Annotated in this window: 6 protein-coding genes; 5 read left to right on the top strand and 1 reads right to left on the bottom strand. The window is 53.3% G+C overall.

Translation table 11 applies throughout. The features are described 5' to 3' along the window. The first annotated feature begins 65 nt into the window (after nucleotides 1–65). The 3 genes from sinH (at nucleotide 66) to WC1_RS07525 (ending at nucleotide 9,763) form a co-directional block, all read left to right on the top strand. The gene (gene sinH, locus WC1_RS07515) at nucleotides 66–2,264 is read left to right on the top strand and encodes an intimin-like inverse autotransporter SinH (RefSeq protein ID WP_003838467.1); all 2,199 of its coding nucleotides are present in this window, start codon (nucleotides 66–68) and stop codon (nucleotides 2,262–2,264) included. Between the two features lie 58 nt (nucleotides 2,265–2,322). Next, nucleotides 2,323–3,279, top strand: a complete 957-nt coding sequence (locus WC1_RS07520) for a SinI family autotransporter-associated protein (RefSeq protein WP_016150753.1) — start codon at nucleotides 2,323–2,325, stop codon at nucleotides 3,277–3,279. Between the two features lie 133 nt (nucleotides 3,280–3,412). After that, nucleotides 3,413–9,763 (top strand): adhesion domain-containing protein, encoded by a 6,351-nt coding sequence (locus tag WC1_RS07525; RefSeq protein ID WP_016150752.1) that lies wholly within the window; start codon nucleotides 3,413–3,415, stop codon nucleotides 9,761–9,763. A gap of 31 nt (nucleotides 9,764–9,794) precedes the next feature. On the opposite strand, the gene xseA is transcribed toward WC1_RS07525, so the two are convergent. Beyond that, the gene (gene xseA / locus WC1_RS07530) at nucleotides 9,795–11,162 is read right to left on the bottom strand and encodes an exodeoxyribonuclease VII large subunit (RefSeq protein ID WP_016150751.1); all 1,368 of its coding nucleotides are present in this window, start codon (nucleotides 11,160–11,162) and stop codon (nucleotides 9,795–9,797) included. Nucleotides 11,163–11,322: 160 nt separating this feature from the next. Between xseA and guaB the strand changes: the two genes are divergently transcribed. Together guaB and guaA are read left to right on the top strand one after the other, a co-directional pair. After that, nucleotides 11,323–12,789, top strand: a complete 1,467-nt coding sequence (gene guaB / locus WC1_RS07535; RefSeq protein WP_003037756.1) for an IMP dehydrogenase — start codon at nucleotides 11,323–11,325, stop codon at nucleotides 12,787–12,789. 63 nt (nucleotides 12,790–12,852) lie between these two features. Beyond that, entirely contained in the window at nucleotides 12,853–14,430 is a 1,578-nt protein-coding gene (guaA, locus tag WC1_RS07540) for a glutamine-hydrolyzing GMP synthase (RefSeq protein ID WP_003037760.1), read from the top strand. Nucleotides 14,431–14,515 lie beyond the last annotated feature (85 nt).

Below are 14,515 nucleotides of genomic sequence, written 5' to 3'. Positions count from 1 at the left end.
ATTAGCGTGAATCATAAATATAATGTTCCTGTTGTACAGCAACTTTGTTAATACAGGAACATGTTATGGCCCGACGGGCGCGCTTTGTTATCTTGCTTGTTCTATTCGTTTCTGGCGCAGTTATTGCCGGGGACAATATTGTTGCGCCTGCAGCAACCAATAACATAAGTGAGTCTACGTTGCCCGATCTCGGCAGTGAGTCGGTACTAAAAGAACAGCATAATAACGAAGATCAATCCATTAAAGAGAAAGGTGTCGACTATTTTATTAACTCTGCGACACAAGGCTTTGAAAACCTGACGCCTGACGCGTTGAAATCACAGGCGCAAAGCTATTTGCAAAATCAAATTACCTCCTCCACGCAATCGTATATAGAAGGGTTAATGTCACCGTACGGAAAAGTACGGACCAGTTTATCTGTTGGCGAAGGGGGCGATCTTGATGGTAGCTCTCTCGACTATTTTGTTCCCTTATACGACAACCAATATACATTGATTTTTACCCAAATCTCCGCGCAGCGTAAAGAGGACCGGACCATTGGAAATATCGGTTTTGGCTTGCGTCAAAATGTGGGGGATTGGTTACTCGGCGGCAACGCTTTTTATGACTACGATTTTAGCCGTGGGCACCGTCGCTTAGGTTTGGGCACTGAGGCATGGACAGATTATCTGAAGCTCTCTGGCAACTATTACCATCCACTTTCTGACTGGAAAGAGTCTGAGGATTTCGAGTTTTATGAAGAGCGCCCCGCCCGGGGATGGGATATTCGGGCTGAAAGTTGGCTGTCATTTTATCCACAGATCGGTGGGAAATTAGTCTACGAGCAGTACTATGGCGATGAAGTGGCATTATTTGGTACCGACAATTTACAAAAAAATCCCCATGCGGTAACCGTTGGTCTCAATTACATGCCTGTGCCGATGGTCACGTTGGGTGCAGATTACAAAGCCGGCACTGGAGATAATGCCGACCTTAGCATCAACGCAACCGTCACTTATCAGTTAGGTACGCCCCTGGCGGCTCAGCTTGATCCGGAAAACGTAAAAATTCAGCGCTCTTTAATGGGCAGTCGTACCGATTTTGTCGAGCGTAATAATTTTATCGTTCTTGAATACCGTGAAAAAGATCCCCTTGATGTTGCGTTATGGCTCAAAGCCGATGCGACCAATGTCCATCCTGAATGCGTAATTGAAGACACGCCTGAGTCTGCGGTGGGACTGGAGAAATGTAAGTGGACGATCAATGCGCTTGTCTCTCATCACTACAAAATCATCTCCGCCTCCTGGCAGGCAAAAAATAATGCCAATCGCACATTAGTGATGCCAGTAGTAAAAGCTGATGCCCTCACTGAAGGGAATAATAACCGCTGGAATCTGGTCCTCCCTGCGTGGGTCAATGCGGATACAGAAGCACAGCGTACAGAGTTAAATACCTGGAAAGTGCGCATGACCCTGGAAGATGAAAAGGGGAATAAGCAAAACTCGGGTGCTGTGGAAATTACCGTCCAGCAGGATCGTAAAATCGAATTGATTGTCGATAACGTCGCCGACGCCGATCGTACCGATCATAGCCATGAGGCCAGCGCTTTGGCGGATGGCGTCGATGGTGTTGTGATGGACCTGGTGCTGACTGATTCATTTGGGGATACGACCGATCGTAACGGTAAAGTGCTGGTGGATGAGGCTATGGCACCTGAACTCTATGACAGCAATGACAAAAAGGTGTCGCTTTCTTCCACCGCTTGTACCGCCGAATTGCCCTGCGTCTTCATTGCCAGCCGTGACAAAAAGGCGGGAACCGTCACGCTCTCCAGTACGCTTCCTGGTACGTTTCGCTGGAAAGCGAAGGAAGACGCCTACGGCGACAGTAACTATGTTGACGTGACGTTTACCGGTGATGCGTTTGATGCGTTGAATGCGCTCATTTATCAAATGAAAACATCTTCTCCCGTTAATTTGAGCGGCAAACAAGATAGGCATCCTGTCGTTAATAATACCTATCGATTTGTACTGTGGCGTGATGCCAATAAAGACGGCGTTTTCCAGATGTCAGAACAACTGGCAGAAGATGAAATGGCGCTTTATGACTATCAATGGGAATTTACCGGGCAAAGCGTGACGGGAAATACCGGAGCACAAGCCAATACCCGCAATGAAGATCTGGTGTTGCCAGCAACAAATAGAGAGGCTGCGCAAAAATTCGCTGCTCATGAGCAGGATGGTATTCAGGGCTATGGCATACGCGTGGTGTATAGCCAGAAATAGTGTCAGCGTAGTGGCTGACCAGCCAGTCGCTGAATGTTGAAGAAAAAGGAGAGTCTTGATGCAATTAGTATTAAAACGGCGGCTGACGAAGGTCGCACTGGCGTTGGCTGTGGCAGGGTATTGTGCTGTGCCTGCAGTCGCGGCTAATGGGAATCTGAAAGCCGGTCAGTGGCAAAGCGCGACAGAAAGTACCGGTACTATTCAAGGGACTATCCCGTGGATTACACGGGCTGCAGATAAAACGGCGGAAACGGATAAAGCACATGTCACGGTGACGATTGACCGTGGTAGTCGAACCGTGGCAACTGAAGGTGACCGGCAGTTTCACGCGGGCGACAAAGTGACGGTCAACTGGGCTATCGGCGATACGGAAGGTGACCTGGATGCGGATAACACGGCGACCAAAGCAACCGTGCAGTGGATGAGCTATAGCGATCAGAATGGCGGCGATGCACAAGAGATAGGTACAAAAGGCAGCGACACCTATGAAATTCAGGCTGCGGATGCCGATCGCTACATCGGTATTAAAATTACGCCTACCACAACTACCGGCGATCCGAATGTTGCCACAGAATTGCTGCTAAACGATCTGTCGACCAACGCTGGCGGTGGTTCTGACGATGATGACATTCCGGAAGGTCCGGTGGTCGATGAAAATGTCCACGTCGTCATCTACGAGGCGGGTACAACAACCAATCTGTTGGGCACGAGCACCAAACTTAAAACCAACACCACCTATAAAGTGCTGCTGTGGAAAGATAAAAACGCCAGTCGCTCTTACGATGCAGGTGAAGAAGTTACCAGTGATTACAACTACCGCTGGAAATTCACCGGTAACAGTCTGCAGTTGGGCACTGTGGGTGGGATTGTCAACGCTACCTACAACAATAGCGATCTGGTTATTCCGCTTACCAACGCCGAAGCGAAGGCTGCCTTCGATTATGCCGATGGCGTTACCCTCGGCAACGATGGCGTCCAGGGATATGGCTTGTCTATCGACTACCAACGTAAATAAAACCGTGCAAGACCGCTTCCTTAGGGAGCGGTTTTTCCGCGCCCTTTGTTTAGCTCGGGGTTAAGCAAAGTGTGTTGAAACGCGAACACAGAATAAATGGTTAGTGACTGCTCAAGGATGGGGGATCTGGCAGGTGAATAAAGTTTATCGCTCTTTACTGGCGTTAGCTCTGTTAATGGGTGCAGTGCCGGTACTTTCTGCACTAAAAAGTGGGGCATGGCAGGAGTTGCGCGCAGCTACGGATGCGATAAACGGCACCCCGCCGACGGCGGACAGCGCGTTCGTTCCGGTTTATCAGGGCAGCGTTGTGCTCTCTCCCGGTGAAGCGCACGCTGTGGCCTTCAGCGCGATGCCCCGCGACTTCAGCGTTGACGATTCAGCCAGCGCACTGCAGTTGGCTAATCCGCTCGATACCGAGGGCGATCTGTTCGCCATACCGCCGCTGCGCTGGGAAAGTGAACAGACGCCCGCTATCAGTTTAGTCTGGGCAGATGCCGCCACACCGGATGAACCGCTTAACCCGCAGCCGGTCGCCAATAAAACGTTCTGTGCGCAGAATATGGCCGGCGGGCATTACGTGGTCTGGCCGCAGCTGGAAGATAGCAGTGCGCTACCCGCGCTTTACCTCATTACGTCGACGGGAACACCGAACAGCAATACGGTTGCTTTAACCGAACAAAAAGTGGCGATTGACGTAGCTACCGCCGTGGGCGAGCCACTGTCACTCAGCGCCGTGCCGATGGACGACACGTTAAAAGCAGCCAAGGTCAAAGCAGGGGAAAGTATCACGCTGACCGTTACCACCCGCGATTGCGCCGGTAACGTGGTGGGCAATACCGCATTTATTATTACCCGCAGCGATGCGCTTAACCGCCAGAACATCGTCAACAATAATGCACCGGTACACGTTGGTGATACGGAACTGACCACCACGGCGACGGAATACCACGGTGTTACGGGCGCTGACGGCAAAGCGACAGTGACCGTCACCCAGGCAAACGGTCCCGGCGTAAAAACTACCCTGACGGTGATGCCGGCAAACAATACGGCGCTAAAAGACAGCGTCGATGTCATTTTCACCACCCTGACCAGCCCGGACAGCGACAAAGCGGCGATGTGGGGGCATATGGAAGAAAGCGCTACGGCAAACGTCGATGGCGTCACCTATACCTTCACGCGTCCAAAACTGACAGCGGAAACCAGTGGCACTAGTGCTACTTTTGCTGTCAGCAATGAAAGCTGGGCGCAGTTTACCTGGGATAGCGCGGATAACCACTGTGCCATTTTGCCGGATGCCGAACAGCTGGTGGCGCTGCGGGCCGCCCACAGCACCGCGGCGGCCTATCCCGGTTGGCCAATTGATACCTACTGGTCGTCCACGAAAGATCAGCTCGATATTTATCACTACGCTACCAGTATGGGGAGCGGGGCGGTGATACGAGAAAGCAACAGTACGGCTTTACTGGTGAGCTGCGTGGATAAAGCGCTGCCTTTAGCGTATCCACAAATCACGCTTTCTCCCGATGCGCCATACAAGGCGGAAGTCGGCGAGACGATTGATGTGATAGCCAGCGTGGTTGACCGGAATACCAATAAACCGTTGCCTTATCGTTATCTTGAACTGTTTGTCGACCCCGCCTCTAACCGTAAAGGGGAGCATAAAGATGAGTGGGATAATCTGCGGGTCGTTGTCCATAGTGATGATATGCGTGCATCGTCCCCGGAACACTATACCGGGGTAACGGACGCGAACGGTCAGGTACATTTGTCGTTAAGTCATGACAGTGGGGTAGGGGTAGAAACGCCGATTCGCATTGTGATGGCGGATGATGAAGGCGCAAGCATCACGTTCCCCTTTAATGTGATTTTTACGGTGATAACCAGCCCGGACGTTGACGGGGCGAATATGTATGGCCATATGCAACGGGGTATTGTGGAGAAGGGTAATCTCTACAAGCGTCCGCTATTGGCGTTCGAAACAAGTCATAAAACCGGTCAGCAAAGTGAAAATAGCGAAGAATGGGCCACCTTCGATTCTCTGATCTCTGCCACGAATCAGTGCGGCGCAGGTCAGGTCCCCGACACGGGTTCTCTTGAAACGCTCTACAGCGCACATCCTGATAATAAAATCCTGACAGAACACGGCTGGCCGACGGCGTCTGATGCTTATATGGCCGATGATGCCACGCAGATGGCGTACTTTAATCTGGACGATGGTAGCAAGGGGGTCGGTGGCTCAGCCCACTATCTGACCTGTTCAGCCAATGAAATGGTGGCTCAACTGAGCGTCTATTTCAATGACGATGTTTCGTTACGCCTGCCCGTCGCCAAAACAGGCGAGCAAATCAAAATGAACGTCCATTCGCAAAATGCGTTGAACGGAGCAACGATAGCGAATGTGAAGTTTTCAGTCACCATGGGGCTCGGCAAAAATCGCAGCGGGATGACCACCGGCTTTACTGACCCAAGTCAGGGGGAATTGCTATTTGACAGCGTTGCCTATGGCGCGGGTACAGCTTCAATGACGTATGAGGGGATGACGGATGCGAACGGTGACGCGCAAATTATTCTTGAGCAGCCACGCGGCGTGGGGTTAATCACACAGCTAAGCGTAGTACCGATTGATTCACTGCTAAACTCGCCTATCTCGCGTAGCGTGAAGTTTACCGTTCCGACAAGCCCGGATACGCCAAAAGCCCATATGTGGGGGCATATGGCGGACGTCATAACCGTGGATAATCTCACGTTTGAACGCCCGAAACTGGCGGCAGAGTCAGGGGCAACCCGAACCCAGGATGAAGCGAATGAGACCTGGGCTCGCCTCACACATGCCGATGCGCTGGGAAATACCGCAGCCGGGGGATGTGCGCTTAATCGTCTGCCACGTATCGACCAGCTTACCACTTTGTACAATGCCAACAATGACGGCGAGATACATACGGTTGCCGGATGGCCTGTGGGGCTGGACTACTGGTCCGTCACGTACGCCAGCCAGTCCAGCTGGCAACAGATATCGTTGTCGGGTGGTGAGGTGACGGCGGGGGGCGATGTTTCGGATTACGTCAGTTGCCTGACCAGCGATAACCCGGCGGCGGCGTCCATCACCATTGAACCGGTGGATGCGTCGCAGTGGTATGACAACAACGTTAATAGTGTACATGCGGTAAGAGTGAAGAAAGGCGAGACGCTACAACTGAAGGTCACGGTGAAAGACGCCAATGGAAACCCTGTGCCGCAAGCGCCTTTTGTCATGAGCCGTGGTGATGGTTTTACCCGACAGAATGTTAAACATGCCGCTGGCAGCGGTGATGGTATTGTGTCGCCGGTGGTCATTGACGGCGAATCTGTTAACGACACGGCGACGAAAATCGGCGGCCTGACGGGCGTGGACGGCAGCAAAATCATCAATGTGACCCGCCCGGATACGCATGGCACTAAAGTGGCGATAACGGCGGCGCTGTACGGCAATGCCAGCGTGAGTGCCAGCCTCGACACCATCTTTACGGTGGTCACCAGCCCCGACTCGGACAAGGCGACGCTGTGGGGGCATATGACGGACACGCTGACGGCGGCAGACGGTACGAGCTACCACCGGCCGCAGCTGTACGGGGAGTTAAGCAGCACCAACAATGTGACGAGCTATACGGAAGATAACGAGGTGTGGGCCGGGTTCTATGGGCCTGATAGCGGTAAGAGCAATCCGGACAGTTGCGCCAAAGGCTACTATCCCACGGTCAGTTCGCTGGATTCTCTGTACAGTAAATATCCTGACAGAAGTATCAAAACAGTGCAGGGCTGGCCTATTGACCGTTCTTACTGGAGCGGCACCTACAGTAGCTCGTTCTCGACTGAAACGTTCTCACGTTATTCGGCAGTTGACCTGGACGATGGCAGCCATCAGACATTATCCGCGACGGACGCTAACGGGAGACAGTACCAGATTTGTTCGGATACGCAGACGGCGCAGGCGGTATTGATTACGCTCACGTCAACGCTGACGCAGGATGCCACTGCGCAGGCGGTGAAGGTAAAAACGGGCGATACCATTCCACTGCTGATCACCACCACCGATGCCGCTGGCAACCCGGTGGGGAATATCCCATTTACCCTTAAACGTGACAAAGGAACAGCCCGTACCACTACTTATACCACCTGGAGTACGCCAACGATGCAACTGACGCAGAGCGGGCAGGCGTCGCAGAGCTGGAGTTTCAACGGAACATACTACGGCGTGACGGGCGCAGACGGTACGCTGGCTGTCGATTTGGCTGAGAGTAGTGGGCCAGGCGTCAAAAACGTGCTGACCGCCGGTCTATATAACAGCACAACGGTTACTGCGTCGCTGCCTGCGGTGTTTACGACAATCACCAGCCCGGACAGCAATAAAGCCAATATGTGGGGCCATATGCCGGAAACCTTCACCGCCAGCAACGGCACTGAATTTATGCGTCCCAGACTTATGGATGAGCTGGATTCAGCCACTGATACGACTGCCGTTATAGAGAATAATGAAAAGTGGTATACGGTGAAAAACATCGAGAAAGGACGTGGCGCCTGCGCAATGAACCGGATGCCGCGAGCCGCTGATTTGACCTCATTGTCTCAAGGTCATCCGAATGGCGCGTTAGCGACAGATTTAGGCCTCCCGATGATAACGTCGAAATCATGGTGGGCGGGTGATATGGCGATAAAAAGTCAAACCTCGCTGGCGTATCAATATATGAGTCTGAAGACGGGTGTTATCAACACGAACTCAGCATCGACCGTAAGTAATGTTGCACAATTGTGTCTGACCACGGCGCATGAGTCGTTCATCTCCCTTGACTCCAGCGCGTGGAATGAAGAAAAACAGGCTTTTGTGGCGAAAAAAGGCGAGGCGATACCGGTAACCGTAACCGTGACGGACGCAGCCGGCAGGCCGCAGGCGAATACGGTTGTGAGGGTGATGCGCGGCTTTTCATCCTCCCGCAGCAATACATCGGTATCCACCAGTGCGGCAACCATGACGCTCACCCCCACTTCGCCATTGGGGACGGTACTGACCAACTTCACTGGCAACAGTAGCTTGTATGAAGCGACCGGTGAGGATGGTATGTTGCAGTTAACATTAAATCAGGACAATACCACCGGGCTGAAAACGACTATTACCGCCAGCCTGGCAAGTGACAGCCTGGTGAAGGCCAGCAAAGACACCACCTTTACCGTCATTACCAGCCCTGATGTGGCGTCAGCAGATTACTGGGGGCATATGCCGGAGACGGTGCCGGGACCGGATAACGTTGTTTATCAGCGTCCCCACTTGCAGGCAGAAGCACCGTCGGGGGTAGGTTATCTCCTGTACAATAACGAAAAATGGGCCGCGCCGACGCCTGGGCAGGTGCTTTCGACGGATAAATCCGTATGCGGTATTGCGTTTACGCCGATGATGAGCGACCAACAGGCGCTGTATCAGCGTTATCCTCATGGTACGCTGGAAGCGCAGTATGGCTGGCCGGTGAAATCCGATCAGCTCTGGTGGCCGGCTGATTTAAAGTCAGGAAATGCCTATCACACTCTGAACCTGAATACTGGTCAGGTATCCAAGCAGACGAATTCCTCAACGAAAGAGATGCAGGCTTGTCTGGTTGACGCGCGTAATATCCCTGGCTTAATCACGCTGACCTCGACGGTGATGGATGTGGCGAAAGCAGCAGCTGTAGTGAAGAAAGGCGAAGCTATTCCGCTGACGGTGACGGTGAAAGACCGCGCTGGTAATCCAATGCCAAATGAGCCGTTTACCCTGAGTCGATCTGATGCGGAAAGTCGGAACGGTACTGCATACACAGTGAATGGCGCAGACGATTTAACATTGCAGGCGCTGTCTCCTTCGTTGTCAACGACATCAATGACGACAACCAGCGTCGTGTTTAGCGGTGTAACTGGGGCTGACGGTACGGCAACCTTTACGGTGCGCCAGGATGCGAGCCTGGGGTTAAAAACGGCGCTAACGGTTACCGCGACCAATGATGTGTTGCTAGCAACCACCTCAACGCTTGACGTGATATTTACCGTAATAACCAGCCCGGACAGCAACAGCGCCGCTATGTGGGGTCATATGCCGGACACTCTAAGTGTTGATAGCATAACGCTACACCGGCCGCTGCTGTATAGGGAATCCCCTGGAGCAACGGACCAGAGGACGGATAATTATGAATCATGGGCCGGTGTCTATTCTCGAGATACTGGTACTGGCTATGATATGAGCAATAACTGTGGTGGGGTGGCCTATTTCCCGGAAAAAAGTTTACTGGAGAAAATGAGAGACGAACAGATAGCAACAGCTAACGGATGGCCTGTGTCTGTACTGCGTTATGTGAGCCGTACACCTTCGACGTATAACTATTGCGAGGTTTCGTTAAATGAAGGGGGCATCACAAATTGCCCAACAACCCCGACGGGGTCGAATTCGGGCGGGATAGGCTATGGGGCCTGTATTGTGCCGTAAATGCTCACATAGAACGAGGCAAGTAAGAACGTTATTGCGAACGGCGTGGCTTTTTAGTTGGGGTAATGTTGTGAACTTCGCTGGTAATCCAGCCGTCCTCCAGTCGGGTGGTCAGTAGATCGCCCGCTTTCACCTGTTTTACTTTTTTCAGCACCTCTCCATTCTGTGCGGTGGAGACGCTATAGCCGCGCGCTAATGTTGCCAGCGGGCTGACGGCTTCCAGATGGGTGACCGCGTTGCCGAAACGCTCGCGCTGCTCGCTTAGCCGCGCGCGAATATTTTCCGCCAGTCGATATTCCAGCTGCTGAATACGTGTTTGCACGCGGTGGATACGCGGCTGTGGGTTCTGCTGGTTCAGCCGCTGCAGCATGCGCTGCTGACGCTGATTGGCCTGTTTAATTTTATTCTCAAGTGCGAAGTTCATTCTCTGACGCAGTCGTTCCAGCACGGTCTGCTGGCGGGCCAGACGCAGCTGCGGATGCTGCTGTTGCAAGCGGTGATTAAGCTGGGTAAATCGGCGAGTTCGGTTGGCGAGATAGTAATCCATCGCCATTTCCAGACGTTGTTGACCATGCTGAATTTGACGCAGCAGCTCGAGCTGATTGCGGCTGACAATTTCTGCAGCCGCCGACGGCGTTGGCGCGCGCAGATCGCCGACAAAATCGGCAATGGTCACATCGGTTTCATGGCCGACGGCGCTGACCACCGGAATGCGGCTGGCAAATATCGCCCGTGCTACGCGCTCGTCGTTAAAGCTCCACAAATCTTCCAGCGAGCCGCCGCCGCGCCCGACGATTAATACGTCACACTCGCCACGGGCGTTTGCCAGCTCAATTGCGCGCACAATCTGCCCCGGCGCATCGTCGCCCTGGACAGCGGTTGGATAGATAATAACGGGCAGGGAAGGGTCGCGGCGTTTCAATACGTGGAGAATATCGTGTAGCGCTGCCCCGGTTTTCGAGGTTATCACCCCGACGCAGTGGGCCGGTGAGGGCAGCGTTTTTTTGAACTGCTGATCGAACAGCCCTTCAGCCTGCAGTTTGGCCTTCAGTTGCTCATACTTCTGTTGCAACAGACCTTCACCCGCAGGCTGCATGCTCTCAACAATTATCTGGTAGTCCCCACGCGGCTCATACAATGTAATGTTGGCGCGCACCAGCACCTGTTGCCCGTGCTGCGGGCGGAACGTTACCCGGCGGTTGCTGTTGCGAAACATCGCGCAGCGAACCTGAGCGGTGTCATCTTTGAGCGTGAAGTACCAGTGACCGGAGGACGGCTGAGTGAAATTGGAGATTTCACCGCTGATCCACACTTGCCCCATTTCCTGCTCAAGCAGCAAACGAACCGTCTGATTCAGGCGGCTTACGGTAAAAATTGAGGTGGTCTGAGAGGATAACATGTGAGCGGGATCAAATTCTAAATCAGCAGGTTATTCAGTCGAAAGTAACATGCTCACAGAGGAGCGCAAGGTTTTTTTGCAAAAAAGTGTGGATGCAATCGGTTACGCTCTGTATAATGCCGCGGCAATATTTAATAACCTCCCAGGTGAGATATTGCCCATGCTACGTATCGCAAAAGAAGCCCTGACGTTTGACGACGTCCTCCTCGTTCCCGCTCATTCTACCGTTCTGCCGAATACTGCTGACCTCAGCACCCAGTTGACGAAAACCATTCGCCTGAACATTCCTATGCTCTCCGCAGCAATGGACACCGTGACGGAAGCGCGCCTGGCAATTGCCCTGGCCCAGGAAGGCGGCATCGGTTTTATCCACAAAAACATGTCCATCGAGCGCCAGGCTGAAGAAGTTCGCCGCGTGAAAAAACACGAATCTGGCGTGGTAACTGACCCACAGACCGTACTGCCAACCACTACTCTGCGCGAAGTGAAAGAACTGACCGAGCGTAACGGCTTTGCAGGCTACCCGGTGGTGACTGAAGATAACGAACTGGTCGGTATCATCACCGGCCGTGACGTGCGTTTTGTGACTGACCTGAACCAGCCGGTTAGCGTATATATGACGCCAAAAGAGCGTCTGGTGACCGTTCGTGAAGGCGAAGCGCGCGATGTCGTTTTCGCCAAAATGCACGAAAAACGCGTTGAGAAAGCGCTGGTTGTTGATGACAGCTTCCATCTGCTCGGTATGATCACCGTTAAAGATTTCCAGAAAGCTGAACGTAAACCTAACGCCTGTAAAGACGAGCATGGTCGTCTGCGCGTGGGCGCTGCGGTTGGCGCGGGCGCAGGTAACGAAGAGCGTGTTGACGCGCTGGTTGCCGCGGGCGTTGACGTACTGCTGATTGACTCCTCTCACGGCCACTCTGAAGGCGTACTGCAGCGTATTCGTGAAACTCGCGCTAAATATCCTGATCTGCAGATTATCGGCGGTAACGTTGCTACGGGCGCAGGTGCTCGCGCGTTGGCTGAAGCTGGCTGCAGCGCTGTTAAAGTGGGTATTGGCCCTGGCTCCATCTGTACTACCCGTATCGTGACCGGCGTCGGTGTTCCGCAGATCACCGCCGTTTCTGATGCCGTTGAAGCGCTGGAAGGCACCGGTATTCCGGTTATCGCCGATGGCGGTATTCGTTTCTCCGGCGACATCGCTAAAGCGATTGCTGCTGGTGCTGCCGCAGTGATGGTTGGTTCCATGCTGGCGGGTACTGAAGAATCCCCGGGCGAAATCGAACTGTACCAGGGCCGTTCTTACAAATCTTACCGCGGTATGGGTTCTCTGGGCGCGATGTCCAAAGGGTCTTCTGACCGTTACTTCCAGAGCGATAACGCCGCTGACAAACTGGTCCCGGAAGGTATCGAAGGCCGCGTAGCCTATAAAGGCCGCCTGAAAGAGATCATTCACCAGCAGATGGGCGGCCTGCGCTCCTGTATGGGGCTGACCGGCTGTGGTACTATCGACGCGCTGCGAACGAAAGCAGAGTTTGTACGCATCAGCGGTGCGGGTATTCAGGAAAGTCACGTTCACGATGTGACCATCACCAAAGAGTCCCCTAACTACCGCATGGGCTCCTGATAAGTTTCCGCGCCCGGCTATATGCCGGGCGAATTTGTTTCACTTGCCTCGGAATTAGCGTCAATGACAGACAATATTCATAAACATCGCATTCTCATCCTCGATTTTGGCTCGCAGTACACTCAGCTGGTTGCACGTCGCGTACGTGAACTGGGCGTCTACTGTGAACTGTGGGCATGGGATGTTACGGAAGCACAAATTCGCGAATTCAACCCAAGCGGTATTATTCTTTCCGGTGGCCCGGAAAGTACCACTGAAGAAAACAGCCCGCGTGCGCCGGAATACGTTTTCAATGCGGGCGTGCCGGTGTTCGGCGTGTGCTACGGCATGCAGACCATGGCAATGCAGCTCGGTGGTCATGTTGAAGGTTCTAACGAACGTGAATTCGGCTATGCGCAGGTTGAAGTGCAGACCGACAGCGCGCTTGTCCGCGGTATTGAAGACTCCCTGACCGCAGACGGCAAACCGTTGCTGGATGTGTGGATGAGCCACGGCGACAAAGTGACTGCCATTCCGGAAGGTTTCGTGACCGTTGCCAGCACCGACAGCTGCCCGTTTGCTATCATGGCGCACGAAGAAAAACGCTTCTATGGCGTGCAGTTCCACCCGGAAGTTACCCACACCCGTCAGGGCATGCGCATGCTGGAGCGTTTTGTGCGCGATATCTGCCAGTGTGAAGCGCTGTGGACGCCGGCAAAAATTATCGATGACGCCGTTGCCCGCATTCGTGAGCAGGTTGGCAATGACAAAGTTATCCTCGGTCTGTCCGGTGGCGTTGACTCCTCTGTGACTGCGATGCTGCTGCACCGTGCAATCGGAAAAAACCTGACCTGCGTGTTCGTCGACAACGGTCTGCTGCGCCTGAACGAAGCCCAGCAGGTAATGGATATGTTTGGTGACCATTTCGGCCTGAACATCGTTCACGTTGAAGGCGAACAGCGTTTCCTCGACGCGCTGAAAGGCGAGAACGATCCTGAAGCGAAACGTAAGATCATCGGCCGCGTATTCGTTGAAGTGTTCGACGAAGAAGCGCTGAAGCTGGAAGACGTTAAGTGGCTGGCACAGGGAACTATCTATCCGGACGTGATCGAATCCGCGGCATCTGCCACCGGTAAAGCGCACGTTATCAAATCTCACCACAACGTGGGCGGTTTGCCGAAAGAGATGAAGATGGGTCTGGTTGAGCCGCTGCGTGAGCTGTTCAAAGACGAAGTGCGTAAGATTGGTCTGGAGCTGGGCCTGCCGTACGACATGCTGTACCGTCACCCGTTCCCGGGACCGGGGCTGGGTGTACGTGTGCTTGGCGAAGTGAAGAAAGAGTACTGCGACCTGCTGCGTCGCGCGGATGCTATCTTCATTGAAGAACTGCACAAAGCTGACCTGTACAACAAGGTAAGCCAGGCGTTCACCGTGTTCCTGCCGGTACGTTCCGTTGGCGTCATGGGCGATGGCCGTAAGTACGACTGGGTTGTTTCCCTGCGTGCAGTAGAAACCATCGACTTTATGACCGCGCACTGGGCGCACCTGCCGTATGATTTCTTAGGCCGCGTCTCTAACCGCATCATTAACGAAGTGAACGGCATTTCCCGCGTCGTTTATGATATCAGCGGTAAGCCACCGGCTACCATTGAGTGGGAATAATAGCCCTTTCTGTTAGCGGTTTCTGAACCGGTAATATGTAAAAAAACCCTCTTTTTATAGAGGGTTTTTTATTGCGCTCATACCG

Origin of the sequence: Citrobacter sp. KTE30 (assembly GCF_000398825.1) — a bacterium.
GTDB classification, from domain to species: domain Bacteria; phylum Pseudomonadota; class Gammaproteobacteria; order Enterobacterales; family Enterobacteriaceae; genus Citrobacter; species Citrobacter freundii.
The sequence above is the reverse complement of the archived record's forward strand: the minus strand, read 5'-3'. Positions and strand labels throughout refer to the sequence as shown.